Annotated in this window: 35 protein-coding genes; 6 read left to right on the forward strand and 29 right to left on the reverse strand. The window is 68.0% G+C overall.

The window, feature by feature from the left end; genetic code table 11:
* Window positions 1-85: 85 nt before the first annotated feature.
* From rpsD to rpsJ, 29 genes are all read right to left on the reverse strand, one after another.
* Complete coding sequence (gene rpsD / locus A949_RS0105075; protein ID WP_019354928.1) at window positions 86-712, reverse strand: 30S ribosomal protein S4; 627 nt, start codon at window positions 710-712, stop codon at window positions 86-88.
* A 25-nt stretch (window positions 713-737) separates the two neighbouring features.
* A complete protein-coding gene (gene rpsK / locus A949_RS0105080; protein WP_016473404.1) occupies window positions 738-1142 on the reverse strand; it encodes a 30S ribosomal protein S11 in 405 nt (134 codons plus the stop codon).
* A gap of 67 nt (window positions 1143-1209) precedes the next feature.
* Entirely contained in the window at window positions 1210-1590 is a 381-nt protein-coding gene (rpsM, locus tag A949_RS0105085) for a 30S ribosomal protein S13 (protein WP_019354929.1), read from the reverse strand.
* 174 nt (window positions 1591-1764) lie between these two features.
* On the reverse strand, window positions 1765-1878 hold the full coding sequence (gene rpmJ, locus A949_RS36155; RefSeq protein ID WP_003956441.1) for a 50S ribosomal protein L36: 114 nt from the start codon (window positions 1876-1878) through the stop codon (window positions 1765-1767).
* Window positions 1879-1944: 66 nt separating this feature from the next.
* A complete protein-coding gene (gene infA, locus A949_RS0105095; protein ID WP_003948620.1) occupies window positions 1945-2166 on the reverse strand; it encodes a translation initiation factor IF-1 in 222 nt (73 codons plus the stop codon).
* 287 nt (window positions 2167-2453) lie between these two features.
* Window positions 2454-3290 (reverse strand): type I methionyl aminopeptidase, encoded by an 837-nt coding sequence (gene map / locus A949_RS0105100; protein WP_019354930.1) that lies wholly within the window; start codon window positions 3288-3290, stop codon window positions 2454-2456.
* 399 nt (window positions 3291-3689) lie between these two features.
* Window positions 3690-4340 carry an adenylate kinase gene (locus A949_RS0105105; RefSeq protein ID WP_019354931.1) on the reverse strand — a complete coding sequence of 217 codons (651 nt, stop codon included), beginning with the start codon at window positions 4338-4340 and terminating at the stop codon, window positions 3690-3692.
* Entirely contained in the window at window positions 4340-5653 is a 1314-nt protein-coding gene (secY, locus tag A949_RS0105110; RefSeq protein ID WP_019354932.1) for a preprotein translocase subunit SecY, read from the reverse strand. The genes A949_RS0105105 and secY overlap by 1 nt, the downstream gene beginning before the upstream one ends.
* Before the next feature lie 184 nt (window positions 5654-5837).
* Window positions 5838-6296 carry a 50S ribosomal protein L15 gene (gene rplO, locus A949_RS0105115; protein WP_019354933.1) on the reverse strand — a complete coding sequence of 153 codons (459 nt, stop codon included), beginning with the start codon at window positions 6294-6296 and terminating at the stop codon, window positions 5838-5840.
* A gap of 1 nt (window position 6297) precedes the next feature.
* A complete protein-coding gene (rpmD, locus tag A949_RS0105120; protein ID WP_019354934.1) occupies window positions 6298-6480 on the reverse strand; it encodes a 50S ribosomal protein L30 in 183 nt (60 codons plus the stop codon).
* Window positions 6480-7082 carry a 30S ribosomal protein S5 gene (gene rpsE / locus A949_RS0105125; RefSeq protein ID WP_019354935.1) on the reverse strand — a complete coding sequence of 201 codons (603 nt, stop codon included), beginning with the start codon at window positions 7080-7082 and terminating at the stop codon, window positions 6480-6482. Before rpsE ends, rpmD begins: the two co-directional genes overlap by 1 nt.
* Window positions 7083-7125: 43 nt before the next feature.
* Window positions 7126-7509 (reverse strand): 50S ribosomal protein L18, encoded by a 384-nt coding sequence (gene rplR / locus A949_RS0105130; protein WP_019354936.1) that lies wholly within the window; start codon window positions 7507-7509, stop codon window positions 7126-7128.
* A gap of 3 nt (window positions 7510-7512) precedes the next feature.
* Entirely contained in the window at window positions 7513-8052 is a 540-nt protein-coding gene (gene rplF, locus A949_RS0105135) for a 50S ribosomal protein L6 (RefSeq protein WP_019354937.1), read from the reverse strand.
* A 23-nt stretch (window positions 8053-8075) separates the two neighbouring features.
* The gene (gene rpsH / locus A949_RS0105140; protein ID WP_019354938.1) at window positions 8076-8474 is read right to left on the reverse strand and encodes a 30S ribosomal protein S8; all 399 of its coding nucleotides are present in this window, start codon (window positions 8472-8474) and stop codon (window positions 8076-8078) included.
* Window positions 8475-8687: 213 nt separating this feature from the next.
* Window positions 8688-8873: a type Z 30S ribosomal protein S14 gene (locus A949_RS0105145; RefSeq protein ID WP_019354939.1), complete on the reverse strand. Its 186-nt coding sequence runs from the start codon at window positions 8871-8873 to the stop codon at window positions 8688-8690.
* Between the two features lie 2 nt (window positions 8874-8875).
* The gene (gene rplE / locus A949_RS0105150; protein ID WP_019354940.1) at window positions 8876-9439 is read right to left on the reverse strand and encodes a 50S ribosomal protein L5; all 564 of its coding nucleotides are present in this window, start codon (window positions 9437-9439) and stop codon (window positions 8876-8878) included.
* Window positions 9439-9762, reverse strand: coding sequence for a 50S ribosomal protein L24 (rplX, locus tag A949_RS0105155; RefSeq protein ID WP_026004359.1), 324 nt, complete (start codon window positions 9760-9762; stop codon window positions 9439-9441). Before rplX ends, rplE begins: the two co-directional genes overlap by 1 nt.
* Before the next feature lie 2 nt (window positions 9763-9764).
* Window positions 9765-10133, reverse strand: coding sequence for a 50S ribosomal protein L14 (gene rplN, locus A949_RS0105160; protein ID WP_019354942.1), 369 nt, complete (start codon window positions 10131-10133; stop codon window positions 9765-9767).
* 124 nt (window positions 10134-10257) lie between these two features.
* Window positions 10258-10542, reverse strand: coding sequence for a 30S ribosomal protein S17 (gene rpsQ, locus A949_RS0105165; RefSeq protein ID WP_019354943.1), 285 nt, complete (start codon window positions 10540-10542; stop codon window positions 10258-10260).
* Window positions 10542-10766: a 50S ribosomal protein L29 gene (gene rpmC / locus A949_RS0105170; protein WP_019354944.1), complete on the reverse strand. Its 225-nt coding sequence runs from the start codon at window positions 10764-10766 to the stop codon at window positions 10542-10544. The genes rpsQ and rpmC overlap by 1 nt, the downstream gene beginning before the upstream one ends.
* Complete coding sequence (gene rplP / locus A949_RS0105175; RefSeq protein WP_019354945.1) at window positions 10766-11185, reverse strand: 50S ribosomal protein L16; 420 nt, start codon at window positions 11183-11185, stop codon at window positions 10766-10768. Before rplP ends, rpmC begins: the two co-directional genes overlap by 1 nt.
* Before the next feature lie 3 nt (window positions 11186-11188).
* Window positions 11189-12016, reverse strand: a complete 828-nt coding sequence (gene rpsC / locus A949_RS0105180; protein WP_019354946.1) for a 30S ribosomal protein S3 — start codon at window positions 12014-12016, stop codon at window positions 11189-11191.
* Window positions 12016-12363 (reverse strand): 50S ribosomal protein L22, encoded by a 348-nt coding sequence (rplV, locus tag A949_RS0105185; RefSeq protein ID WP_026004360.1) that lies wholly within the window; start codon window positions 12361-12363, stop codon window positions 12016-12018. Before rplV ends, rpsC begins: the two co-directional genes overlap by 1 nt.
* 43 nt (window positions 12364-12406) lie before the next feature.
* Entirely contained in the window at window positions 12407-12688 is a 282-nt protein-coding gene (gene rpsS, locus A949_RS0105190) for a 30S ribosomal protein S19 (RefSeq protein WP_019354948.1), read from the reverse strand.
* A gap of 13 nt (window positions 12689-12701) precedes the next feature.
* Window positions 12702-13538: a 50S ribosomal protein L2 gene (rplB, locus tag A949_RS0105195; protein ID WP_019354949.1), complete on the reverse strand. Its 837-nt coding sequence runs from the start codon at window positions 13536-13538 to the stop codon at window positions 12702-12704.
* A 47-nt stretch (window positions 13539-13585) separates the two neighbouring features.
* Window positions 13586-14008 (reverse strand): 50S ribosomal protein L23, encoded by a 423-nt coding sequence (gene rplW / locus A949_RS0105200; RefSeq protein ID WP_019354950.1) that lies wholly within the window; start codon window positions 14006-14008, stop codon window positions 13586-13588.
* A complete protein-coding gene (gene rplD / locus A949_RS0105205) occupies window positions 14008-14655 on the reverse strand; it encodes a 50S ribosomal protein L4 (RefSeq protein ID WP_019354951.1) in 648 nt (215 codons plus the stop codon). Before rplD ends, rplW begins: the two co-directional genes overlap by 1 nt.
* A gap of 7 nt (window positions 14656-14662) precedes the next feature.
* On the reverse strand, window positions 14663-15307 hold the full coding sequence (gene rplC / locus A949_RS0105210; protein WP_019354952.1) for a 50S ribosomal protein L3: 645 nt from the start codon (window positions 15305-15307) through the stop codon (window positions 14663-14665).
* 14 nt (window positions 15308-15321) lie between these two features.
* Window positions 15322-15630, reverse strand: a complete 309-nt coding sequence (gene rpsJ, locus A949_RS0105215; protein WP_016909683.1) for a 30S ribosomal protein S10 — start codon at window positions 15628-15630, stop codon at window positions 15322-15324.
* A gap of 852 nt (window positions 15631-16482) precedes the next feature.
* Between rpsJ and A949_RS0105220 the strand changes: the two genes are divergently transcribed.
* From A949_RS0105220 to A949_RS36165, 6 genes are all read left to right on the forward strand, one after another.
* Window positions 16483-16992 carry an SRPBCC family protein gene (locus A949_RS0105220; protein ID WP_019354953.1) on the forward strand — a complete coding sequence of 170 codons (510 nt, stop codon included), beginning with the start codon at window positions 16483-16485 and terminating at the stop codon, window positions 16990-16992.
* Window positions 16993-17266: 274 nt separating this feature from the next.
* A complete protein-coding gene (locus tag A949_RS0105225) occupies window positions 17267-17668 on the forward strand; it encodes an SseB family protein (protein WP_019354954.1) in 402 nt (133 codons plus the stop codon).
* Window positions 17668-18348: a hypothetical protein gene (locus A949_RS0105230; RefSeq protein WP_019354955.1), complete on the forward strand. Its 681-nt coding sequence runs from the start codon at window positions 17668-17670 to the stop codon at window positions 18346-18348. The genes A949_RS0105225 and A949_RS0105230 overlap by 1 nt, the downstream gene beginning before the upstream one ends.
* Window positions 18348-22874 carry a putative T7SS-secreted protein gene (locus A949_RS0105235; RefSeq protein WP_019354956.1) on the forward strand — a complete coding sequence of 1509 codons (4527 nt, stop codon included), beginning with the start codon at window positions 18348-18350 and terminating at the stop codon, window positions 22872-22874. The genes A949_RS0105230 and A949_RS0105235 overlap by 1 nt, the downstream gene beginning before the upstream one ends.
* A gap of 8 nt (window positions 22875-22882) precedes the next feature.
* Window positions 22883-23281, forward strand: a complete 399-nt coding sequence (locus tag A949_RS37980) for a hypothetical protein (RefSeq protein WP_158687547.1) — start codon at window positions 22883-22885, stop codon at window positions 23279-23281.
* Window positions 23282-23376: 95 nt separating this feature from the next.
* Window positions 23377-23904, forward strand: a complete 528-nt coding sequence (locus A949_RS36165) for an NADAR family protein (protein ID WP_037705881.1) — start codon at window positions 23377-23379, stop codon at window positions 23902-23904.
* Window positions 23905-23922: the final 18 nt, after the last annotated feature.

A 23922-nucleotide genomic window follows, 5' to 3' on the forward strand; every position in this document is an offset into this window, starting at 1 on the left:
TCCGGCCGAAACCGGCCGGAACCGCCCCGCACCCGAGTGAGCGGACCCGGCGGACCCGGGCACGCTCGACGATCAGCCGCCTCGGCTACTTCGAGTACAGCTCGACGATGAGCTGCTCCTGCACCTGGGTGTCGATCACCTGGCGCTCGGGCATCGAGTGGACGAGGATCCGCATCTTCGCCGGAATGGACTCCAGCCACGCCGGAACGGTCTTCTCGCCGGCCTCCGCAGCCGCCACCTGGAAGGGGGTCAGGTTACGGGAGGACGGACGGACCTCGACGATGTCGTTGACGGAGACCCGCGCCGAGGGGATGTCGGTCTTGCGACCGTTCAGCGCGATGTGACCGTGCTTGACGAGCTGGCGGGCGTGGTCCCGGGACTTGGCGAAGCCGGCCCGGTACACGACGTTGTCCAGACGGGTCTCCAGAATCCGCAGCAGGTTCTCACCCGTCTTGCCCTGCTGTCGGTTGGCCTCGTTGAAGTACCCGCGGAACTGCTTCTCCAGCACGCCGTAGATACGGGCGGCCTTCTGCTTCTCGCGCTTCTGCAGCAGGTACTCGGAGTCCTTGGTGCGCCCGCGCCCGTGCTCACCCGGGGGGTAAGGACGGATCTCGATCGGGCACTTCGCGCTCTCGCACTTAGCTCCCTTGAGGAAGAGCTTCTGCTTCTCCCGACGGCAACGCTTGCAGTCGGCCCCGGTGTAACGCGCCATGTGTGGTGATCTCCTACTTCAGTTCTCAGACCCGGCGACGCTTCGGCGGGCGGCAGCCGTTGTGCGGGGTGGGGGTGACGTCCTGGATGGAGCCGACCTCGAGGCCGGTGGCCTGGAGCGAGCGGATCGCGGTCTCACGGCCGGAGCCGGGACCCTTGACGAAGACGTCGACCTTCCGCATGCCGTGCTCCTGCGCGCGGCGCGCCGCGTTCTCGGCGGCCATCTGCGCGGCGAACGGCGTCGACTTGCGCGAGCCCTTGAAGCCGACGTGGCCGGCGGAAGCCCAGGAGATCACGTTGCCGGTCGGGTCGGTGATCGAAACGATGGTGTTGTTGAACGTGCTCTTGATGTGAGCGTGCCCGTGGGCAACGTTCTTCTTCTCCTTGCGGCGCACCTTCTTGGCGCCGGCCGTACGGCCCTTCGGAGGCATATAGAGATAACTCCCGTGAGGTGGTCGGTCCTACAACGCGGACCGCTTGCAGCGTGTCCGGTGTGGACTACTTCTTGCCCGGCTTCTTCTTGCCGGCGATGGCGCGACGCGGGCCCTTACGGGTGCGGGCGTTGGTCTTCGTGCGCTGGCCGTGGACCGGGAGACCGCGCCGGTGACGCAGGCCCTCGTAGCAGCCGATCTCCACCTTGCGGCGGATGTCGGCCTGGATCTCACGGCGGAGGTCACCCTCGACCTGGAGGTTGTTGTCCACGTATTCGCGGAGCTTGACCATCTCCTCCTCGTCCAGGTCCCGGACGCGGGTGTCCGGGCTGACCCCGGTCTCGCGCAGGGTCTGCTGGGCAAGGGTGCGGCCGATGCCGAAGACGTAGGTGAGGGCGACCTCGACGCGCTTCTCGCGCGGGAGGTCGACGCCAGCGAGGCGTGCCATGGATGTGGCTCCTGATGATTTCGTCGGAGGTCTGAAGCAGTCCCGCTCCCGTCCCCTGGAGGGCGGGTCCCCGGCCTCCGACCGGGGGTGTCGACACCGTGTACGGCGCCGGGTCCTGCTTATGCAACTGTTGCTCGCGTCGCGCGAAGGAACTGCGAAAGGCAGGTCGTCTAGTCAGCCCTGGCGCTGCTTGTGGCGCAGGTTGTCACAAATGACCATGACCCGGCCGTGGCGGCGGATCACCTTGCACTTGTCGCAGATCTTCTTGACGCTCGGCTTGACCTTCATGGTGTGAGGTTCTCCGGGTCTGGCCTTCTCCCCACGGGAGCGGGGAAGCCGGCACGATCTGTCGATCTACTTGTAGCGGTAGACGATCCGTCCGCGCGTCAGGTCGTAGGGAGACAGCTCCACCACGACCCGGTCGTCGGGAAGGATACGGATGTAGTGCATCCGCATCTTGCCGCTGATGTGCGCGAGGACCTGGTGCCCGTTCTGGAGCTCAACCTTGAACATCGCGTTCGGGAGAGACTCGACGACGGTGCCCTCGATCTCGATGGCCCCTTGTTTTTTGGCCATGCTTGAGCGCTTCACCTTCCGGGATCGGCTACCTGGGAGGCCCTGGCTCTCCGGTTGGCAAACGGGTACACCTGGGCCGACGAGCCAGTCTACGACACCGCTCCCCGAATAGACGAATCGGGGGAGTCTCCCCGCGGCGCGCGCTGCTTAATCCGCCGAGCCGCGATCCGGCCCGATTCACCCGGGCGGGTGCTCCGGAGTGGCTCCGGGGCAGGAATCCCCGGGGCCCGGACGGAGGACCGGGCGCGCGCCGGCGGCGGCCGGACCGCTCGGCGACGGCCGCGCGCTCAGCCCAGCGGGTCCGGCGCGGCCTGGACACCGAGCTCGGCCAGCTTGGCGCGACCGGCGTCCGGCGCGGTCAGCACCAGCGGCCCCTGCTCGGTGAGGGCGATCGAGTGCTCCCAGTGGGAGGACCAGGTGCCGTCGTTCGTCTTGACCGTCCAGTCGTCCGACAGCACATGCGTACGGGCCGTGCCCAGGCTCACCATCGGCTCGATGGCCAGGCACATCCCCGGCACCAGCTTCGGGCCCCGGCCGCGGCGCCGCTCGACGTAGTTCAGCAGATGCGGGTCCATGTGCATCTGCGAGCCGATGCCGTGGCCGCCGTAGTCCTCGATGATCCCGTACTTGCCGCCCGCCGGGCGCGGCTGCCGCCGGATGTAGCTCTCGATCGCCTTGGAGATGTCCACCAGCCGGTTGCCCTTGCGCATCGCGGCGATCCCGGCCCACATCGACTCCTCCGTCACCCGGCTGAGCTCGCGCAGCTCCGCCGAGTGCCCCTCGCCGACGAAGACGGTCAGCGCGGCATCCCCGTGCCAGCCGTCGATGATCGCGCCCGCGTCGATGGACAGCAGGTCACCGGCCTTGAGGACGGTCTCCTTGCTGGGGATGCCGTGCACCACGACCTCGTTCACCGAGGTGCAGATGTTCCCGGGGAAGCCGCCGTACCCGAGGAAGTTCGGCTTCGCACCGTGGTCGGCCAGCACCTTCGCCGCGACCTCGTCCAGATCCTTCGTGGTCGCGCCGGGCACCGCGGCCTCGGCGCACGCCCGGTGCATGGCCGCGACGACCAGCCCCGCCTCGCGCATCTTCGCGATCTGCTCCGGGGTCTTGATCTCGACCATGCCGACGTCCGCCTTCCCTGGCCGACGGCTCCCGCCGCCGACTGCTCCCTGTACGAAAACTGCCCCCACAAGTCTGCCAGCCCCGCTCCGGAGGCGGGAACGCCGTCCCGGCCACCGTTCCCCGGCGCAGCCAACCTGCCCCGCCGGTCCCCGGCGCGGCCACCTGCCGCCGGTCCCGGCCCGCGGGCGCGGGGGCCGCCGCCCGGCCGGGCCCGTCGCGGGCCGCGGTCGCACGGGCGCCGTCTCCCCTCCCGGTCCGGGCGACGCCCGCGGTCCGGAAGGCAGCCGGAACAGCCGACGGGGCCGGACCCCTGGTCCGGCCCCGTCGCAACGGCCGATGCCCGGCGCGGCGTGCACGCCCCGGGCTCCCGGGCGCCGCTCTCGCGCGCCCGGTCCCTGCTACTCCGCGGAGATCGCCTGCATCGCGCGCTCCGTCACCTCGCTGACCGCACCCAGCGCGGAGATCGTGGTCACGAGCCCCTGCGCCTTGTAGTGGTCGATGATCGGCTCGGTCTCGCTGTGGTAGACCTCGAGCCGCTTGCGCACGGTCTCCTCGCGGTCGTCCTCACGCTGGTAGAGCTCGCCGCCGCAGGTGTCGCAGACGCCCTCGGTCTTGGCGGGGCTGTACTCGACGTGGAAGACGTGGCTGCTGTCGTTGCGGCAGATCCGCCGACCGGCGATCCGCTTGACGACCTCGTCCTCGGGGACCTCCAGGTCGAGCACCGCGTCCAGCTTCAGACCGGTCTCGTTCAGGTAGCCGTCCAGCGCCTGGGCCTGGGCGATGTTCCGGGGAAAGCCGTCGAGCAGGAAGCCGCCCGCGGCGTCCTGCTCCTCCATGCGCCCCTTGGCCATCCCGATGGTGACCTCGTCGGGGACCAGCTGGCCGGCCCGCATGTACTCCTGCGCTTTCTGCCCGAGCGGAGTGCCCTGGCTGATGTTGGCGCGAAAGAGGTCGCCGGTGGCGATGTGCGGGATCGCGAGGTTCTTGGCGAGGAACGCGGCCTGCGTCCCCTTGCCTGCACCAGGCGGCCCGACCAGGACGATACGCATCAGCGGAGGAACCCTTCGTAATGGCGCTGCTGAAGCTGGCTCTCGATCTGCTTCACGGTCTCGAGACCGACGCCCACGATGATCAGGATGCTCGTTCCGCCGAACGGGAAGTTCTGGTTGGCGTTGAACATGATCAGCGCGACGGTCGGCACCAGTGCGATCAGACCCAGGTACAGAGAGCCGGGCCACGTGATCCGGTTCAGCACGTAGCTCAGGTACTCCGCGGTGGGACGACCAGCCCGGATACCCGGGATGAAGCCACCATACTTCTTCATGTTGTCGGCAACTTCTTCGGGGTTGAAGGAGATGGCGACGTAGAAGAAGGCGAAGAAGACGATCAGCAGGAAGTAGGTCGCGATGTAAAGCGGGTGGTCACCCTTTACGAAGTGCGACTGGATCCACTGCGCCCAGCCCGCCTGGGATCCGCTGAACTGCACGATCAGCGCGGGGATGTAGAGCAGCGACGAGCCGAAGATGACGGGAATCACACCGGCCTGGTTGACCTTCAGCGGAATATAGGTCGAGGTGCCGCCGTAACTCCGTCGGCCGATCATGCGCTTCGCGTACTGCACCGGAATACGGCGCTGGGCCTGCTCGACGAAGACCACCAGGGCGACCATCGCCAGGCCGCACAGGATGACCGCACCGAACTCGATCCAGCCGTCCGCGAGCTTGCCCTGCTTCTTGATGGCCCACAGCGCGCCGGGGAAACCGGCCGCGATGGAGACGAACATCAGGATCGACATGCCGTTGCCGATACCGCGGTCGGTGATCAGCTCGCCCAGCCACATGATCAGGCCGGTACCCGCGGTCATCGTGATGACCATCACAATGGTGCTGAAGATCGACTGGTCGGGGATGATCTGACTGGCGACGCTGCAGCTCTGGAAGAGGCTGCCGCTGCGCGCGGTGGCGACCAGACCGGTGGCCTGGAGGATGGCGAGCGCGACGGTCAGATAACGGGTGTACTGCGTGATCTTCGCCTGTCCGGCCTGCCCCTCCTTCTTCAGGGCCTCCAGCCGGGGGATGACCACCACCAGCAGCTGCAGGATGATGCTCGCCGTGATGTACGGCATGATCCCGAGCGCGAAGATGGTGATCTGCAGCAGCGCGCCACCGCTGAACATGTTGACCAGGCCGAAGAGGCCCTGCGCGCCCTTGGCCTCGTCCATACAGGCTTGGACGTTCTCGTAGCTGACGCCCGGCACCGGAACGTGCGCTCCGATTCGGAAGAGCACCATGATGCCGAGCGTGAAGAGCAGCTTCTTGCGCAGGTCGGGCGTCTGGAACGCCCGGGCGAACGCGGTGAGCACGGTGCCTCCTGCGCCCCCCGCGATCTACTGGCGCGAGAGGTGACGGTCTTGAGGATCGACAGTTATCAACGTGGTGCCACCTTACCGGCCGGTGCACCACCGAGAAACGACCAGCTACGCAAACAACCAGCCGGGGATGTCCCGTTGGGACATCCCCGGCCTGTCGTTCACCTGGTCAACGAACTCAGAGGAGTTCGGTGACGGTGCCGCCGGCGGCGGTGATCTTCTCCTTGGCGGAGCCGGAGACCTTGTCGACGGTCACCGTCAGCGCCACCGAGATGTCGCCGTCACCGAGCACCTTGACCAGCTCGTTCTTGCGCACAGCGCCCTTGGCGACCAGATCGGCCACCGTGACCTCGCCACCCTGCGGGTAGAGCGCGGCCAGCTTCTCCAGGTTCACCACCTGGAACTGCTTGTGGGCGGGGTTGTTGAAGCCCTTGAGCTTGGGCAGCCGCATGATCAGCGGCATCTGCCCACCCTCGAAGCGCTCCGGAACCTGGTACCGGGCCTTGGTGCCCTTGGTGCCACGGCCCGCGGTCTTGCCCTTGGACGCCTCACCACGACCCACGCGGGTCTTGGCGGTCTTGGCGCCCGGGGCCGGACGGAGGTTGTGCACCTTCAGCGGGTTCTCGGAGTCAGCCATCTCAGTCGACCTCCTCGACCGTCACGAGGTGGCGCACGGTGTGCACCTGCCCGCGAACGACGTCGCTGGCCTCGCGGACGGCCACATCGTTGACGCGCTTGAGACCCAGGGTCCGCAGCGTGTCACGGTGGTTCTGCTTGGTCCCGATGACGGAACGCGTCTGCGTGATCTTCAGGCGAGCCATTACGCGCTCACCCCTGCACGCGCCCGCAGCAGAGCGGCGGGTGCCACGTCCTCCAGCGGCAGGCCACGACGGGCCGCGATCTCCTCGGGGCGCTGGAGCCCCTGCAGAGCCGCCCGAGTGGCATGCACGATGTTGATCGGGTTCGACGAGCCGAGCGACTTGCTCAGCACGTCGTGGATGCCCGCGCACTCCAGCACGGCACGCACCGGGCCACCGGCGATCACACCGGTACCGGGCGAGGCCGGCTTGAGCAGCACGACACCCGCGGCTTCCTCACCCTGGATCGGGTGCGGAATGGTGCCCTGGATGCGGGGGACCTTGAAGAAGTGCTTCTTGGCCTCCTCCACACCCTTGGCGATGGCGGCCGGCACCTCCTTGGCCTTGCCGTATCCGACACCCACGGTGCCGTCACCGTCGCCCACCACGACCAGCGCGGTGAAGCTGAAGCGACGACCACCCTTCACAACCTTGGCGACACGGTTGATCGCGACGACGCGCTCAACGTACGCAGTCTTCTCGGCGGCGGCGCCGCCGTCCCGGCCCTTACGGTCCCGCCGGTCGCCGCCACCGGCGCCGCCACCGCGGCGCTGGGGTCCAGCCATTGGAATTACCTCTCTCGATTAACGTCCGCTTGCAGGACCGTGCTCAGAACTTGAGCCCGGCCTCGCGGGCGGCGTCGGCCAGAGCGGCAATCCGCCCTGCGTACTTGTTGCCACCGCGGTCGAACACGACAGCCTCGACACCCGCGGCCTTCGCACGCTCGGCGACCAGTGCGCCGACCTGCTGGGCCTGGGCGCTCTTGCCGCCCTCGCCACCGCGGACCGAACCGTCCAGGTGCGACGCCGAGGCCAGCGTGTGGCCCGCGAGGTCGTCGATCACCTGCGCGGTGATCCCGCGGTTGGTGCGGGTCACCACCAGACGGGGGCGCTCGGGCGTGCCCGAGACCTTCTTCCGGATGCGGATGTGCCGGCGCTTGGCAGCGGAGCGCTTGTAGGCGTCGCCCTTGGCGATCTTCACGCCGTATGCCATGGCTTACTTACCAGCCTTTCCGACCTTGCGGCGGATGACCTCGCCCGCGTACTTCACGCCCTTGGCCTTGTAGGGGTCGGGCTTGCGCAGCTTGCGGATCTTCGCGGAGACCTCGCCGACCCGCTGCTTGTCGATGCCCTCGACCGTGAACTTGGTCGGGGACTCGACCTTGAAGGAGATCCCCTCGGGGGCCTCCACCAGGATCGGGTGGCTGTAGCCCAGCGAGAACTCCAGGTCGGAGCCCTTGGCCTGGACCCGGTAGCCGACACCGCTGATCTCGAGGTCCTTGCTGAACCCGTTGGTCACGCCAGTGATCATGTTCGCCACCAGCGTGCGGGACAGGCCATGCAGGGCCCTGTTCCGGCTCTCGTCGTTCGGACGGGTGACGACGAGCGCGCCGTCCTCGCCCTTGGCGATCTCGATGGGCGCGGCAACGGTGTGCGAGAGGGAGCCCTTGGGGCCCTTCACCGCGACCGTCTGGCCATCGATGGTGACGTCCACACCGGCGGGAACCTGGATGGGGAGCTTGCCGATACGCGACATTGCTTTACCTCCGTTCCCTTCCGTTACCAGACGTAGGCGAGGACTTCCCCACCCACGCCCTTCTTCTGAGCCTGCTTGTCGGTCAGCAGACCGTGCGACGTGGAGATGATCGCCACGCCCAGGCCGCCGAGCACCTTCGGCAGGTTGGTGGACTTTGCGTAGACCCGCAGACCCGGCTTGGAGATCCGCTTGATACCGGCGATCGAGCGCTCGCGGTTCGGGCCGAACTTCAGCTCGAGAACGAGGTTCTTGCCGACCTTGGCGTCCTCGGTCTTCCAGCCGGTGATGTAACCCTCCTGCTGGAGGATCTCCGCGATGTGCGACTTGATCTTGCTGTGCGGCATCTCGACGGCGTCGTGGTACGCCGAGTTCGCGTTCCGCAGACGCGTCAGCATGTCTGCGATGGGATCGGTCATGGTCATGTGATGGCCTTCGGCCTCTCTCGCCGGGGTTTCCCTGTCTGCGTCGTCCTTCTCCCCGTCCGCCGGCCTTGCGGCCGACGACGGGACGGGTGCGTCGCGGGGGACCTACGGCGTAGTAAGCGACTTTTCAGCTTACCGAGAGTCCTGGTCCTCCCACCCGTCGCCCGGCCGCCGCCCCTGCGGGGCGCCCTTCGGACGACAGAATACGGAGGATTACCAGGAGCTCTTGGTCACGCCCGGCAGCTCGCCACGGTGCGCCATCTGGCGAAGGCACACGCGGCACAGGCCGAACTTGCGGTAGACGGAGTGCGGACGGCCGCAACGCTGGCAGCGCGTGTAGGCACGCACCGCGAACTTGGGCTTGCGGCCGGCCTTGGAGATCAGGGCCTTCTTCGCCATGGTCAGTTCTCCTTGAACGGGAAGCCGAGGTGACGAAGCAGGGCACGGCCCTCGTCGTCGGTGGTCGCCGTGGTGACCACGGTGATGTCCATGCCCCGGACCCGGTCGATCTTGTCCTGGTCGATCTCGTGGAACATGACCTGCTCCGTGAGACCGAAGGTGTAGTTGCCCCTGCCGTCGAACTGCTTGGGCGACAGTCCGCGGAAGTCGCGGATGCGCGGCAGCGCGAGAGACAGCAGGCGGTCCAGGAACTCCCACATCCGGTCGCCGCGCAGCGTCACGTGGGCGCCGATCGGCTGCCCCTCACGCAGCTTGAACTGCGCGATGGACTTGCGGGCCTTGGTGACGGCGGGCTTCTGGCCGGTGATCGTGGCGAGGTCCTTGATGGCACCCTCGATCAGCTTGGAGTCGCGGGCGGCGTCGCCCACACCCATGTTGACCACGATCTTGGTCAGCCCGGGGATCCGCATGACGTTGTCGTAGGCGAACTCGTCCTGCAGCTTGCCCTGGATCTCGGCGCGGTAGCGCTGCTTGAGGCGGGGGGCCTCAGAGGTGGTGGCAGTCATCAGATGTCCTCACCGGTCCGCTTGGCAACGCGGATCTTGTTGCCTTCGTCGTCGAAGCGGTACCCGACGCGGGTCACGACCTTCTTGCCGTCCGCTTCCACGATCAGCTGAACGTTGCTGACGTGGATCGGGGCCTCGGTCGTCACGATGCCGCCGGTCTTCGAACCGCGGGCCGTCTGACCGGCCTTGGTGTGCTTCTTGACCCGGTTGACACCCTCGACCAGGACGCGGTCCTCGCGGGGGTAGGCCACGATGACCTTGCCCTGCTTGCCCTTGTCCTTGCCGGTGATGACCTGAACCAGGTCGCCCTTCTTGATCCTCATGGTCACAGCACCTCCGGCGCGAGCGAGATGATCTTCATGAACTTCTTCTCGCGCAGCTCACGACCGACCGGGCCGAAGATGCGGGTACCGCGAGGGTCGCCGTCGTTCTTGAGGATGACGGCGGCGTTCTCGTCGAACCGGATGTACGAGCCGTCGGGACGGCGGCGCTCCTTGACGGTGCGCACGATGACAGCCTTGACGATGTCGCCCTTCTTCACGTTCCCGCCCGGGATCGCGTCCTTGACGGTAGCGACGACGACGTCACCGATGCCCGCGTAGCGCCGGCCCGAACCGCCGAGCACACGGATGGTGAGAATCTCCTTCGCACCCGTGTTGTCGGCGACGCGAAGCCGGGACTCCTGCTGGATCACGTCTATCTCCTGTATGTCTGCCGGTTCCCGGCAGGGATCTCGCGATCCCTGCCGAGCCTGGCGGAACGAACCTGCGGGGGTACCCCCTCAGGCAGCTTCTCCGGGACTCCCCAGCGGGGAGGTCCTACTTGGCCTTCTCGAGGATCTCGACGATGCGCCAGCGCTTGGTGGCGGACAGCGGCCGGGTCTCCATCAGGAGGACGCGGTCGCCGACACCGGCAGCGTTCTGCTCATCGTGCGCCTTGAGCTTGTTGGTACGGCGGATGACCTTGCCGTACAGGGCGTGCGTGACGCGGTCCTCGACGGCGACGACGACGGTCTTGTCCATCTTGTCGCTGACGACAAGACCCTGCCGGGTCTTGCGGAAGCCGCGCTCCTGCTGTGTCTCAGTCACATTCGTCTCGCTCATCAGGCGCTCTCCACCGTCTCGATGCCCAGCTCGCGCTCACGCATCAGGGTGTAGATCCGGGCGATGTCCTTGCGGACGGCCTTGAGCCGCCCGTGGTTCTCGAGCTGCCCGGTCGCCGCCTGGAAGCGGAGCTTGAACAGCTCGTCCTTGGCTTCGCGGAGCTTGGAGCCAAGCTCCTCGTCGCCCAGCTCGCGCAGCTCGGACGCCTTGGTTCCGGCCGCCATCACGCGTCACCTGCCTCGCGCCGCACGATGCGGCACTTCATCGGAAGCTTGTGAGCAGCGCGGGTGAGCGCCTCACGAGCAATCTTCTCGTTCGGGTAGGACAGTTCGAACATCACGCGCCCCGGCTTGACGTTCGCGATCCACCACTCGGGCGAACCCTTACCGGAACCCATGCGGGTCTCGGCGGGCTTCTTGGTCAGCGGGCGGTCGGGGTAGATGTTGATCCACACCTTGCCGCCACGCTTGATGTGACGAGTCATGGAGATACGAGCGGCCTCGATCTGCCGGTTCGTCACGTAGGCACCGGTCACAGCCTGGATGCCGTACTCACCGAACGCGACCTCGGTACCGCCCTTGGCCATACCCGTGCGCTTCGGGTGGTGCTGCTTGCGGTGCTTGACCCTGCGCGGGATCAGCATGGGTCAGCTCTCCTTTCCTGAAGCGCTCGGCTCGGCAGCGGCACCGGCCGGCGCGGACTCCGTCTTGGGAGCCTCGGCCGAACCCTGGCCCTGCGGCTTGCGGCCGCGACGCTCGCCGCCCCGACCACGGGGACGGTCGTTGCCACCGCCGCGCGACGGGCGGTTACCCGCGCGGGCCGCGGCGTTCTCGGCGCGCACCTCGGAGATGTTCTTGACATCGCCCTTGTAGATCCACACCTTCACACCGATGCGGCCGAAGGTCGTACGGGCCTCGAAGAAGCCGTAGTCGACGTTGGCGCGCAGCGTGTGCAGCGGGACCCGGCCCTCGCGGTAGAACTCCGAGCGCGACATCTCGGCACCGCCGAGACGGCCGCCGCACTGGATCTTGATGCCCTTGGCACCGGCCTTCATCGCCGTCTGCATGCTCTTGCGCATGGCGCGGCGGAAGGAGACCCGGGAGGAGAGCTGCTCGGCGACCGCCTGGGCGACGAGCTGCGCGTCCGTCTCGGGGTTCTTCACCTCGAGGATGTTGAACTGGATCTGCTTGCCGGTGAGCTTCTCCAGGTTGCCGCGCAGCCGGTCCGCCTCGGCGCCGCGGCGGCCGATGACGATGCCCGGACGGGCGGTGTGGACGTCGACGCGGACGCGGTCCCGCGTGCGCTCGATCTCCACCTTGGAGATGCCCGCCCGCTCCATGCCCTGAGTGAGCATGCGGCGGATCGAGACGTCTTCCTTGACGTAGTCCTTGTAGAGCTTGTCGGCATACCAGCGCGACTTGAAGTCGGTGGTGACGCCGAGCCGGAACCCGTGCGGGTTTACCTTCTGGCCCATTACCGGGTTCCTTCCTTGCTGCTCACGACCACGGTGATGTGGCTCGTCCGCTTACGGATCCGGTAGGCGCGGCCCTGGGCACGCGGCCGGAACCGCTTCAGGGTCGGGCCCTCGTCGACGTATGCCTCGGAGATGTAGAGGCTGTCGGCGTCGGTGTGGTCGTAGTTGTGCGCGGCGTTGGCGATGGCGCTGTCCAGCACCTTGCCGACCGGCATGCTCGCGGCCTGCGGGGCGAAACGCAGGACCGCCTGAGCCTCCGTGGCATTCATGCCACGAACAAGGTCCACCACCCGGCGGGCCTTCATGGGCGTGACGCGCACGTAGCGCGCTGAGGCCCTGGCTTCCATGGTTGTCCCTTCGGTGTCAGTCATAGTCTTCGCACCCAGCCGTTCAGCGACGACGCGACTTGCGGTCGTCCTTCACGTGGCCGCGGAAGGTGCGGGTCGGCGCGAACTCGCCGAGCTTGTGGCCGACCATCGACTCGGTGACGAACACCGGGACGTGCTTGCGGCCGTCGTGCACCGCGATCGTGTGGCCCAGCATGGCCGGGACGATCATCGAGCGGCGAGACCAGGTCTTGATGACGTTCTTGGTGCCCGCGTCGTTCTGGCCGTCCACCTTCTTGGCGAGGTGGTCGTCGACGAAGGGCCCCTTCTTGAGACTGCGCGGCATCTAAACCCGCCTCCTAGCGCTTCTTGTTCGTCTTGCGGCGGCGGACGATGTACTTGTTGCTGGCCTTCTTCGGCGAGCGCGTACGCCCCTCCTTCTGACCCCACGGCGAAACCGGGTGGCGGCCACCGGAGGTACGACCCTCACCACCACCGTGCGGGTGGTCGATCGGGTTCATGACCACACCGCGGACGGTCGGGCGGACGCCCTTCCAGCGCATACGGCCGGCCTTGCCCCAGTTGATGTTCGACTGCTCGGCGTTGCCGACCTCGCCGACGGTGGCGCGGCAGCGGACGTCGACCAGCCGGATCTCACCGGACGGCATACGCAGGTGGGCCATCCGGCCCTCCTTCGCCAGCAGCTGCACCGAGGCACCGGCCGAGCGGGCGAACTTGGCGCCGCCGCCCGGCTTCAGCTCGATCGCGTGGATCGTCGTACCCACGGGGATGAAGCGCAGCGGCAGGTTGTTGCCCGGCTTGATGTCGGCGCCCTGGCCGTTCTCGATGCGGTCGCCCTGCTGGACGCCGCGGGGGGCGAGGATGTAGCGCTTCTCGCCGTCCGCGTAGTGCAGCAGCGCGATGCGCGCGGTGCGGTTCGGGTCGTACTCGATGTGCGCGACCTTCGCCGGCACGCCGTCCTTGTCGTGCCGACGGAAGTCGATCACGCGGTAGGCGCGCTTGTGGCCACCGCCCTGGTGGCGCGCAGTCACACGACCGGCGTTGTTACGGCCGCCCTTGCTGTGCAGCGGGCGGACCAGCGACTTCTCCGGCGTGGACCGCGTGATCTCGACGAAGTCGGCGACGGATGAGCCGCGACGGCCCGGAGTCGTCGGCTTGTACTTGCGGATACCCATTTCTCAGTCCTCGGAAGATTCCGGACTTCAGAACGACCTGGCCCCCGTCAGGAGGCCGGGCCGCCGAAGATGTCGATTCGGTCGCCCTCGACAAGGGTCACGATGGCGCGCTTGGTGTCCGCGCGCTTGCCGTAACCGGTGCGGGTGCGCTTGCGCTTGCCCTGGCGGTTGATCGTGTTGACCCCGGCGACCTTGACCGAGAAGACCTCTTCGACGGCCTGCTTGATCTGGGTCTTGTTCGCACGCGGGTCGACGATGAACGTGTACTTGTTCTCGTCCAGCAGCGCGTAGCTCTTCTCCGAGACGACCGGCTTGACCAGCAGGTCGCGCGGGTCGGTGAAGACCTTGCTCGGGTCGGCCGGCGCGATCGGGCCCGGACCGTCGGCGGCCCGGCGGGCGGCCTTGGCGACGCGGGCGGCCTTCGCGGCCTTCGCTGCCTTGGAGGCAATGCTCGGGTGTCGCGTAGCCATCAGGCGTCGCTCCCTTCGGTGTGGGCCTGCGGGCCAGCAACGAAGGACTCGAGCGCGGCCCGGGTGAAGACCACGTCGTCCGAGACGAGCACGTCGTAGGTGTTGAGCTGGCCCGGCTCCAGGATGTGCACCTGGGGCAGGTTGCGGGCGGACAGCCAGGCGGCCTCGTCGGAGCGCTCGGCGACCAGCAGCAGGTTCTTCCGCTCGCTGATCCGGCCGAACAGGTTCTTCGCGGCCTTCGTCGAGATCTCGCCCTCGACCACGCCGGAGACGGCGTGGACGCGGCCGTGGCGGGCCCGGTCCGAGAGGGCGCCACGCAGCGCGGCGGCCTTCATCTTCTTCGGGGTCCGCTGCGAGTAGTCGCGCGGCACGGGGCCGTGCACGACGCCACCGCCGGCGAACTGCGGAGCGCGGGTCGAGCCCTGGCGGGCGCGGCCGGTGCCCTTCTGGCGGTACGGCTTCTTGCCGCCGCCGCGGACCTCGCCGCGCGTCTTGGTCTTGTGCGTGCCCTGGCGGGCCGCTGCCAGCTGGGCGACGACGACCTGGTGGATCAGCGGAACGCTGACCTGCACGTCGAAGATCTCCGCGGGGAGCTCGACGGTCCCGGTCTTGTCGCCGGCCGGCGAAAGGATGTCAATGGTGCTCATCGGTTCCTCAAGCCCCCTTGGCCGCGGTACGGACCAGGACGAGGCCGCCGTTCGGACCGGGGACTGCGCCCTTGATGAGCAGCAGGCCCTTCTCCGCGTCAACGGCGTGGACGGTCAGGTTCTGGGTGGTGACCCGCTCGTTGCCCATCCGGCCGGCCATGCGGGTGCCCTTGAAGACACGGCCCGGGGTGGCGCAGCCACCGATGGCGCCCGGCTTGCGGTGGATGCGGTGCGCACCGTGGGACGCCTTGCCGCCGCGGAAGCCATGGCGCTTCATGCCGCCGGCGAAGCCCTTGCCCTTGGAGTTGCCGGTGACGTCGACCTTGAGGCCGGCCTCGAAGGTGTCCGCGGTCAGCTCCTGGCCGAGCGTGTACTCGGACGCGTCGGAGGTGCGGAGTTCCACCAGGTGGCGGCGGGGGGTGACGTCGGCCTTGGCGAAGTGGCCCTTGAGGGGCTTGTTCACCTTGCGCGGGTCGATCTCGCCGAAGGCGATCTGGACGGCCTCGTAGCCGTCCCTGTCTGCGGTACGGACCTGGGTCACGACGTTCGGCCCGGCCTTGACGACGGTCACGGGGACAACGCGGTTGTTGTCGTCCCAGACCTGGGTCATGCCGAGCTTCTCGCCCAGGACGCCCTTGATCTGCTTAGCCATCTCTACGACACCCCTCAGAGCTTGATCTCGATGTCGACGCCGGCCGGGAGGTCCAGGCGCATCAGCGAGTCAACGGTCTTGGGGGTCGGGTCGAGGATGTCGATCAGACGCTTGTGGGTACGCATCTCGAAGTGCTCGCGCGCATCCTTGTACTTGTGCGGCGACTTGATGACGCAGTACACGTTCTTCTCTGTGGGCAGCGGCACCGGGCCGGCGACCGACGCGCCAGTACGCGTCACCGTCTCGACGATCTTCTTCGCCGAGTTGTCGATGACCTCGTGGTCGTAGGCCTTGAGCCTGATGCGGATCTTCTGTCCCGCCATGGCTACTTCGTAGTCCTGTCTCTCGTAACGCTCCGGAACCCATGGGCTCCCGCCCTCGCTCGACCCACGCGGTCGGGCGTGTCGGCATCCTTCTCGCAGTTCTGCTCAGCAGTACTCCGCCGAGGTTCCGCGGACGCATACGCGATCCGTCCGCGATCCACATGAGGAAGGAGCCGGGGGAGGAATCCCACCGGGTGCCTGGCTGGAAGCCCCTCCTACGCTTCCCGGAAGATTCCCGTACTTCCGCCCCTGACGAGGGGCGACGAATACCTGGGACTCGCTTCCGGTCCTCCCGGCGGGAGGCGCGCAGCATCGGCACTCAACCGAGCAACCTGGACAGTGTGCCACAGAGGCCAGAGCCGTAGCCAATCGGGCCACTAGCACATCCGGCCCCGAGCTGCGGAATGAGGGGCAGCTCACAAGTGGTGTGCCGCACATCCGGAGTACCGGGACCTGCGCAGGATCCGGAGCGCCGCTTCGATCGTACCGGCTGCCCGGCGTGCGCCCCAGCACTCCACCACCTGCCCGCACTTCGGGACGCCCCCTCTGCATCCGTCTGCCCTCCGGTGCGCCCGCACTCACCGGGGCGGCCCGCACCCTCATGGGCAGCCCGCACTCCCGCGAACCCCTGACAGCACGACTACCGACAAGTAGGGTCACGCGGGCCGGGAGCCCCGTCCGCGGCCCGGTCCGCGCCACCGTGCTCCGGGCCGCCGCGCACCCCTCGGCCCGACGCGATCCGGTCGGGCCGGCGGAGAGGTGGCCGAACCGGTCGGTCCGACGCGACCCGGACCGACGACGCGGCCCGCACCGGGTCCGCGCCCCCGGCATCCGCCGAGGAACGGAGTGCCCATGCCCCGCGAATTCACCGTGTCCCGCAGCATCCGGATCGACGCGGCACCCCAGGCCGTGTACGAGCAGATCAGCCGGCCCGCCCGGATGGGCCGCTGGAGCCCGGAGAACCTGGGGGCGACCGTGCCCGGCGGGGACGGACCCGCCGAGGTGGGCACCGTCTTCGAGGGCCGCAACAAGCGCGGCGTCTTCCGCTGGACCACCCGCTGCACCGTGACCGAGGCCGACCCGGGCCGCCGCTTCGCCTTCCGCGTGCACGCCATCGGCCTGCGGCACCCGAAGCTGAAGTCCCCCATCGCGACCTGGGAGTACCGCTTCCACAGCACGGAGGGCGGCACGAAGGTCACCGAGACCTGGACCGACGACCGGCGCTCCTGGCCGGACGCGGTCGCCGGGGTCTTCGACCGGATCGCCACCGGCGGCAGCACGTTCGCCGCCTTCCAGATCCGCAACATCGACCGGACACTGCGCAACCTCAAGCGGGAGCTGGAGCAGCGGCCCGAGGCGTGACACCGGGCCCACCGGAACGCGTCCGGCGGAGGTGTGAACACGCCGGGCGCACTGTGGAATGCGGCACAGCTTCCCCGCCCCGGCCTGCGGGTATGCAACCGGAGAACGGTGCGTGAGCGTCTGTTCACACGGTTGCAGGATCGCCGGGACGCCCGTGGTACGGGGCCTCACCCACGGAACCGGCCGGGCCGGCCGGGCTTGCCGGGCTTGCCGCGGGGCGGGGCAGTCGCCGGGGGGGCGGCGGGCGACATGAGGGGAAGCAGGAGGGGGCGGGATGGAACTGTCCGAGGAGATCGCGGCACGGCGCGCCGGAACCGGGGACCCCGAGGCACTGGTGGGAGAGTTCCGGCGCACCGCCGTGCTGGTCCCGACCGTGGGCGAGGACCAGGTGATGTCCGGGGTGCACGGCGGCGTCCGCTGGATCTTCGCCTTCACCGACGAGGCGGCCCTGGCACGCTTCGCGCTCGCCCGCGGCGAGGCCACCGACCGGCCGTGGGACTATGCGGCGATCCTGGGGGCCCGGCTGCTCGACGTCGTCGTGCCGGCGCAGGACGGCCCGGCCGGTGTCGCGGTGAACGCCGCCGACGAGGACGGCTCGATGCTCTTCCCGCCCGCGCCGGGGATCGTGCCGGACGCGGTGGCCGTGCCCGCGCCGGACGACGGAGGGGACGTCTGATGGGGGACGGCGGCAAGAGCAGCGACGGCGTCCACTGGAACAAGGAGTCCCTCGATCTGGTCGAGAAGGGGCTCAACGGCGCCATCGGTGAACTGAAGGAGTCGGGCAGCTCTGCGACGTCGGCGCTGCAGGGCGCCGGCTTCGAGGAACTGTCACTGACCGGTATGGAGATGGGCCATCACGGCCTCTCGGTCGACTTCGAGGACTTCTGCGAGAGGTGGGAGTGGGGCGTGCGCGCCTTGGTGCAGAACGCCAACGCGCTCGCCAAGAAGCTCGGCCTCTCGGCGGGGATGGCCTACGAGGAGGACCAGTACGCGGCGGGGTCGCTGAAGGTCGGCCTGAACTCGCTGGTGGGCAACCCGCACGCGAGCGAGGAAGAGGTCGTCAAGCAAGGCTGGGGCGACATTGTGAAGCCGGACGCGCCGGACTACAGCTCGGAGTCCTGGGACAAGGCCGGTCAGGACATCAAGCAGGACTGGCAGGACACCGGGCGCGAGCTGTCCTCCAAGGGACGCGGCGGGATGTACATGGACCTCGCCCAGCAGGCCACCGGCATCAGCGACGAGCAGGTCGAGGCCGAGCAGGACGAGTGGTTCGGCCCCTCCCCCGAGGAGCGCGCGGCCCAGCAGCAGCGCGGGCAGGGTGCTGACGGCGACGGAACCGGCGGGGGCAACGGCTGATGGGCTGGCGGGATTTCGTACCGGACTCGGTCGAGGACAAGGCCGAGGACCTCGCAGAGGGCGCCGGGGACTTCGTCGAGGGCGCCGGGAACTGGACCGGCGACCGGCTGGACGACGTCGGCTGGGAGAGCGGCGGCGACTGGGTGCGGGACAAGTCCCGCTCGGCGGCGAACGCGATGGGCGCCGAGACCGCCGAGTTCCAGCTGGACGAGACCGACGACCCCAAGAAGCTGGTCTTCGGCAGCCCCAGCAAGATCCGCTCCACCGCCAAGCACCTCAAGGACTTGCAGACCGCCTTCGACAACGTGGCCAAAGGTCTCAAGGGCCTGAAAAAGGGAAACCTCAAAGGCAAGGCCGCCGAAGCGTTCCGGGAGCAGGTCGGCCTGGAACCGGCCAAGTGGATCAAGGCAGCCGACGCCTGTGAGAAGGCCGCAGGCGCCTTGGAGGACTTCGCCCACACCGTGGAGCGCGCCCAGTCCCAGGCACGCGAAGCAGTCGCCGAGTACAAGGACGACAAGAAGGACGAAGCCCAGGAAAAGCTCGACCGAGCCCGCTCGCAGCGCGATACTGCCGCCTCCCACGCTCGAACTGCCGTCAAAGCGGCACGCGACGCGGCCCCGCCCAAGCCCGACTACTGGGACCAGGCCGGAGACGGCCTGGAGGGCCTCAGGCTGGACGCTGTCCACGTATCCGGCGGCATCGTCAAGGGCACCGCCGGCGTGGTCAGTTTCGTCCGCAGTGTCAATCCCACCGATCCCTACAACATCACCCACCCTGCCGAGTACGTCACCCAGCTCAACTCGACCGTCACCGGCATCATGCGCACCGCCAACGACCCCGTCGGCACCGGCAAGCAGATGTGGGAGAGCTTCAAGAAGGACCCCGCCGAAGGGGTCGGCCGCCTCATCCCCGAACTCCTCGGCACCAAGGGAGTGGGCGCGGCGACGAAGGTTGGGCGTGCGGGGAAGACGATGTCCCGCGTACGGGACGCGCTCAAGCGGAAGGGCAAGGGCCAGTCGAGCACACCGCCGAAGAAGAGGTGCGCCAACGGCACCGACCCCGTCGATCTCTCGACCGGGCTGATGTTCCTGCCACAGACGGACCTGGAACTGCCCGGTGCACTGCCACTGGCGTTCACCCGCCACGTCGAGTCCGGCTACCGCCTCGGCCACTGGTTCGGCCCCTCCTGGGCCTCGACGGTCGACCAGCGGCTGGAGATCGACGAGGAGGGCGTCGTCTTCGTCGCCGAGGACGGCCGCCTGTTGTCCTACCCCCACCCGGCCCCCGGCGTCCCCACCCTCCCCTCGGCCGGCCCCTCCCGTATGCCGCTGGAACGCACACCGGACGGCGGCTACACCCTCACCGACCCGGACACCGGGTGGGTGAGGCACTTCGCTCCGCCGACGGGCGGTCCGGAATCGGAGGCGAACGGGCAGGCGCGAATCGAGCAGGTCATCGATCGCAACGCCAACAGCATCACCTTCGAGTACGACGAACAGACCGGCGCGCCCCTGCGCCTCGTCCACAGCGGCGGCTACGTGGTGCGGCTGACGGTCGAGGACGACCGGGTGACCGCGCTCTCCCTGGCCGGTTCCGAGACCGACACGACGGTGCTGCGCTACGCCTACACCGACGGCAACCTGACCGACGTCACGGGCTCCTCCGGGCTGCCGCTGCGCTTCGAGTACGACGACGAGCAGCGCGTGGTGTCCTGGACCGACACCAACGACCGCCGCTACGACTACGTCTACGACAACCTGCACCGCGTCATCGCCGAGGGCGGCACAGCGGGCCACATGCAGGTCCGTATCGACTACGACGGCGTCGACGAAGCCACCGGCCACCGCGTCACGAAGCTGACCAGCGCGGCAGGGCACGCGACCCGCACGCTCTTCGACGAGCAGGGCCGGACGGTCGGCGAGATCGACCCCCTGGGCCACCGGACCAGGACCGAACGGGACGACCACAACCGCCCGCTGACCCACACGGACGCGCTGGGCCGCACGACGTCGTTCACATACGACGCGGCAGGCCACCTCGCCGCGGTCGCACGCCCGGACGGCACGCGCACCGCGATCGCCCGCGACGCGCTGGGACTGCCGGTCACCACGACCGGCCCCGACGGCACGGTATGGCGCCAGGAGTGGGACGCGTACGGCAACCGGACCTCGGTGACCGACCCGGCGGGCCACACCACCCGCTACACCTACGACGACCGGGGCCGGCTGGCGACAGTGACGGACGCCCTCGGCGCGACGACACGGGTCCGCTGCGACGCGGCGGGCCTCCCGCTGGAGATCACCGACCCGCTGGGCGCGACCACCCGCTACGAACGCGACGCGTTCGGCCGCCCGGTGCGTGTGGTGGACCCGCTGGGCGCCCGGACCACGCTGAGCTGGACGACCGAAGGCCGGCCGGCCTCCCGCACGACACCCGACGGCGCCACGGAGCAGTGGGAGTGGGACGGCGAGGGCAACTGCACCCGCCATGTGGATGCCGCAGGCGGCGAGACCCGGTACGAGTACACCCACTTCGACATGCTGGAGGCCCGCACGGGCCCGGACGGCGTGCGCTACGAGTTCGCGTACGACGCCGAGTTGCGCATGACGCGGGTGACCAACCCCCAGGGCCTGACCTGGGACTACACCTACGATCCGGCGGGCCACCTGGTCGCGGAGACGGACTTCGACGACCGCACGCAGCAGTACGAACTGGACGCGGCCGGCGAACTGATCCGCCGTACGACACCGCTCGGCGAGGACATCACCTACGAGCGGGACGCCCTGGGCCGCACGCTGCGCAAGGACGCGGCGGGCGCGGTGACGACCTACGCCTACGACCCGGCGGGACGCCTCCTGGACGCCGTCGGCCCGGACGCGGAGCTGCGCTACCAACGCGACAAACTGGGCCGAGTCAAGACGGAACTCGTCAACGGCCGAGCCCTCACCCACACCTACGACGCCCTGGGCCGCCGCACCCGCCGCACCACCCCGACCGGCGCCGTCTCCACCAGCACCTACGACGCGGCGGGCAACCGCACCTCGCTCACCGCCTCGGGCCGCACGCTGGACTTCACCCACGACGCGGCAGGCCGCGAGACGCAGCGCCGCATCGGAACCGAGGGCCTGACCCTCTCCCAGGTGTGGGACCCGGCGGGTCGACTGGAGGCCCTGTCCCTGGACACGGCGGACTCGACCGTCCAGCGCAAGGGCTACGAGTACCGCGCGGACGGCTACCTGACCGGCGTGGACGACCTGCTCTCCGGCCGCGCCACCTTCGACCTGGACGCGACCGGCCGCGTCACCGCCGTCCACGCCCGCGGCTGGACCGAGCGCTACGCCTACGACGAGGCAGGCAACCAGACCGAGGCCAGCTGGCCCGCCACCCACGCCTCCCCCGAGGCCATCGGCCCGCGTGTGTATGAGGGCACCTCGATCCGGACAGCGGGCAAGGTCCGCTACGAACACGACGCAGCGGGCCGCACCACCCTCCGCCAGAAGACCCGCCTCTCGAAGAAACCGGACACCTGGCACTACACCTGGGACGCCGAGGACCGGCTCACCCAAGTCGTCACCCCGGACGGCACGGTCTGGCAGTACGCCTACGACCCCCTGGGCCGCCGCACGGCCAAGCACCGTATGACGGCGGACGGTGAGCAGGCCGAATCGGTCCTCTTCACCTGGGACGGCCCCACCCTCATCGAGCAGACCACCGCCGCGCCCGACCTCCCCCACCCGGTCACCCTCACCTGGGACCACAAGGGCTTCACCCCCCTCGCCCAGACGGAACGCCGCACCGACGAGTCCACCCAGCAGGAAATCGACTCCCGCTTCTACGCCATCGTCACCGACCTCGTCGGCACCCCGACCGAGCTGGTCTCCGAATCGGGCGACATCGCCTGGCGCACCCAGTCCACCCTCTGGGGCACCACCACCTGGCACACCGACAGCACCGCCTACACCCCCCTCCGCTTCCCCGGCCAGTACTACGACCCGGAAACGGGCCTCCACTACAACTACTTCCGGTACTACGACCCGGAAACCGCGCGGTACACGGCGCCCGACCCGCTGGGGCTCGCAGGGGCACCGCACCCCCTCACATACGTGCATGCCCCGCTTATCTGGACAGACCCACTGGGACTGGCTCCTACCGCCGGATGCCCTCCTGACGGGGAGCCCGGCGTGGGAAGCGTCGACTCCCTGCTCAACAATCTCGATGAAGACGTGGTCTTCCATTACTCGAACAGGGCAGGACACGAGGGAATATTGGATTCTGGAACCATCAGAGCAGACGCAAAAGGCAGAGCGTATGTGACACAAGAGATGGTTTCCTCGGGAGATGTAAGCAATGTTCTGTTCGCTGGCAACCCAGCATACGCGGGCAAGGGAGATTACCTGCTCGCCATAAGAACGCCCGAGGGGACAATCTTCCGCACCGGAGAGCAACCAAACGAGCTCATCCATCAAGGATCCCTGCGCTTCCGCCCCGAACAGGTACTCTATGCAGGCCCCAACCCGTTTGGCTAAGGAGCAAAGTGAAGGTTGAGCTCTCCCTGAGTGAGCTGGAAGTGCTCTCTGCAGCACTGACTCGCCTGAAGTTCGACGATGTACCTCCAGAGCCGTTCTTCGGCAGCCCACATTTCGCCGCCGCTCATGGACGTATTTTGCAGTCCCTGATCGAGGCAAGCAGGGCAGAAGGAGACGTTGGTCGGGTCGCACGATGGGAAAAATGGCGAAGCTGGCAAGGGCGCGAACACGAGCGATCCTTGATTCGGGATTATGTGAGCAACCTCGCGATTTGGAATGAGTGGAGCGACGAGCAAAAGATTGATTTCTTGGCAACCTGCGCCGCCCCGTTCACGCCTAGTGACGTCGAGCTACGCTCACTCCGTGAGGAGATCGACTCTTCTACGCATAGGCACCATGAGTATTAGGAGCGTGGATGACCGACAGAGAGCGGGGGCGGGACCCAAGAGCGGAACGACCCATCTCCCCATCGATTCTCCTCCCACGATCAGCCGGAGAGGCGATGGAGATGGAGCGATCAGGCCATCGTATGCGCTTCCTGTTTTTCTGGGGTAATCAGCGCGAAAGAGACGGAAATATCGGTCGCGGGTGCCTCAGCCAGTGGTGGGAGCAGCCATTTTCCGCAGAGGGATACACTTTCCTGTCCGCCGAGCATTACATGATGGCTCATAAGGCATGGCTGTTCGAGGACAACGAGACAGCGGAGCGTATTCTCGCAGCTTCCCACCCCGGTGAAGCCAAGGCACTCGGCCGACAGGTCCGGGACTTCGAAGAGAAAGTCTGGCGCGAGCATCGGTACGGAATTGTGGTCCGCGGAAACATCGTCAAGTTTTCAGCCGACCCAGGAATGCGGAATTTCTTGCTGCAATCCCGAGATCGCGTGCTGGTCGAAGCGAGCCCACTGGACAAGGTTTGGGGAGTCGGCCTGGCCGCAACCGACGAACGAGCTCACTCACCGTCTTTGTGGCGAGGTCTCAACCTGCTGGGATTCGCCCTCATGGAAACCCGGAACGCACTAATCTCCGGATAAGCGGAATGAATATCGCAG

This window comes from Streptomyces sp. AA1529, from assembly GCF_000280905.1.
Taxonomy (GTDB): Bacteria; Actinomycetota; Actinomycetes; order Streptomycetales; family Streptomycetaceae; genus Streptomyces.

Bases quoted from the DNA above. Each gene is read 5' to 3' on its own strand.
- map (WP_019354930.1), bottom strand. From the start codon at position 3,290: ATGGTCGAGATCAAGACCCCGGAGCAGATCGCGAAGATGCGCGAGGCG.
- rpsM (WP_019354929.1), bottom strand. From the start codon at position 1,590: ATGGCACGCCTCGCTGGCGTCGACCTCCCGCGCGAGAAGCGCGTCGAG.
- rplV (WP_026004360.1), bottom strand. From the start codon at position 12,363: ATGGAAGCCAGGGCCTCAGCGCGCTACGTGCGCGTCACGCCCATGAAG.
- rpsC (WP_019354946.1), bottom strand. From the start codon at position 12,016: ATGGGCCAGAAGGTAAACCCGCACGGGTTCCGGCTCGGCGTCACCACC.
- rpsD (WP_019354928.1), bottom strand. From the start codon at position 712: ATGGCGCGTTACACCGGGGCCGACTGCAAGCGTTGCCGTCGGGAGAAG.
- rplE (WP_019354940.1), bottom strand. From the start codon at position 9,439: ATGACTGCCACCACCTCTGAGGCCCCCCGCCTCAAGCAGCGCTACCGC.
- rplC (WP_019354952.1), bottom strand. From the start codon at position 15,307: ATGGCTAAGCAGATCAAGGGCGTCCTGGGCGAGAAGCTCGGCATGACC.
- rplO (WP_019354933.1), bottom strand. From the start codon at position 6,296: ATGGCTGACTCCGAGAACCCGCTGAAGGTGCACAACCTCCGTCCGGCC.
- rplR (WP_019354936.1), bottom strand. From the start codon at position 7,509: ATGGCATACGGCGTGAAGATCGCCAAGGGCGACGCCTACAAGCGCTCC.
- rplP (WP_019354945.1), bottom strand. From the start codon at position 11,185: ATGCTGATCCCGCGCAGGGTCAAGCACCGCAAGCAGCACCACCCGAAG.
- A949_RS0105105 (WP_019354931.1), bottom strand. From the start codon at position 4,340: ATGCGTATCGTCCTGGTCGGGCCGCCTGGTGCAGGCAAGGGGACGCAG.
- rplF (WP_019354937.1), bottom strand. From the start codon at position 8,052: ATGTCGCGTATCGGCAAGCTCCCCATCCAGGTTCCCGCCGGTGTGGAC.
- A949_RS36165 (WP_037705881.1), top strand. From the start codon at position 23,377: ATGGAGATGGAGCGATCAGGCCATCGTATGCGCTTCCTGTTTTTCTGG.
- A949_RS0105230 (WP_019354955.1), top strand. From the start codon at position 17,668: ATGGGGGACGGCGGCAAGAGCAGCGACGGCGTCCACTGGAACAAGGAG.
- rpmJ (WP_003956441.1), bottom strand. From the start codon at position 1,878: ATGAAGGTCAAGCCGAGCGTCAAGAAGATCTGCGACAAGTGCAAGGTG.
- A949_RS0105235 (WP_019354956.1), top strand. From the start codon at position 18,348: ATGGGCTGGCGGGATTTCGTACCGGACTCGGTCGAGGACAAGGCCGAG.
- rpsK (WP_016473404.1), bottom strand. From the start codon at position 1,142: ATGCCTCCGAAGGGCCGTACGGCCGGCGCCAAGAAGGTGCGCCGCAAG.
- A949_RS0105220 (WP_019354953.1), top strand. From the start codon at position 16,483: ATGCCCCGCGAATTCACCGTGTCCCGCAGCATCCGGATCGACGCGGCA.
- rpmC (WP_019354944.1), bottom strand. From the start codon at position 10,766: ATGGCGGCCGGAACCAAGGCGTCCGAGCTGCGCGAGCTGGGCGACGAG.
- rpmD (WP_019354934.1), bottom strand. From the start codon at position 6,480: ATGGCTCGCCTGAAGATCACGCAGACGCGTTCCGTCATCGGGACCAAG.
- A949_RS0105145 (WP_019354939.1), bottom strand. From the start codon at position 8,873: ATGGCGAAGAAGGCCCTGATCTCCAAGGCCGGCCGCAAGCCCAAGTTC.
- rpsS (WP_019354948.1), bottom strand. From the start codon at position 12,688: ATGCCGCGCAGTCTCAAGAAGGGGCCCTTCGTCGACGACCACCTCGCC.
- rpsH (WP_019354938.1), bottom strand. From the start codon at position 8,474: ATGACCATGACCGATCCCATCGCAGACATGCTGACGCGTCTGCGGAAC.
- rplD (WP_019354951.1), bottom strand. From the start codon at position 14,655: ATGAGCACCATTGACATCCTTTCGCCGGCCGGCGACAAGACCGGGACC.
- rpsJ (WP_016909683.1), bottom strand. From the start codon at position 15,630: ATGGCGGGACAGAAGATCCGCATCAGGCTCAAGGCCTACGACCACGAG.
- rpsQ (WP_019354943.1), bottom strand. From the start codon at position 10,542: ATGAGCGAGACGAATGTGACTGAGACACAGCAGGAGCGCGGCTTCCGC.
- rplB (WP_019354949.1), bottom strand. From the start codon at position 13,538: ATGGGTATCCGCAAGTACAAGCCGACGACTCCGGGCCGTCGCGGCTCA.
- A949_RS0105225 (WP_019354954.1), top strand. From the start codon at position 17,267: ATGGAACTGTCCGAGGAGATCGCGGCACGGCGCGCCGGAACCGGGGAC.
- rplX (WP_026004359.1), bottom strand. From the start codon at position 9,762: ATGAGGATCAAGAAGGGCGACCTGGTTCAGGTCATCACCGGCAAGGAC.
- rplW (WP_019354950.1), bottom strand. From the start codon at position 14,008: ATGGCTACGCGACACCCGAGCATTGCCTCCAAGGCAGCGAAGGCCGCG.
- infA (WP_003948620.1), bottom strand. From the start codon at position 2,166: ATGGCCAAAAAACAAGGGGCCATCGAGATCGAGGGCACCGTCGTCGAG.
- rpsE (WP_019354935.1), bottom strand. From the start codon at position 7,082: ATGGCTGGACCCCAGCGCCGCGGTGGCGGCGCCGGTGGCGGCGACCGG.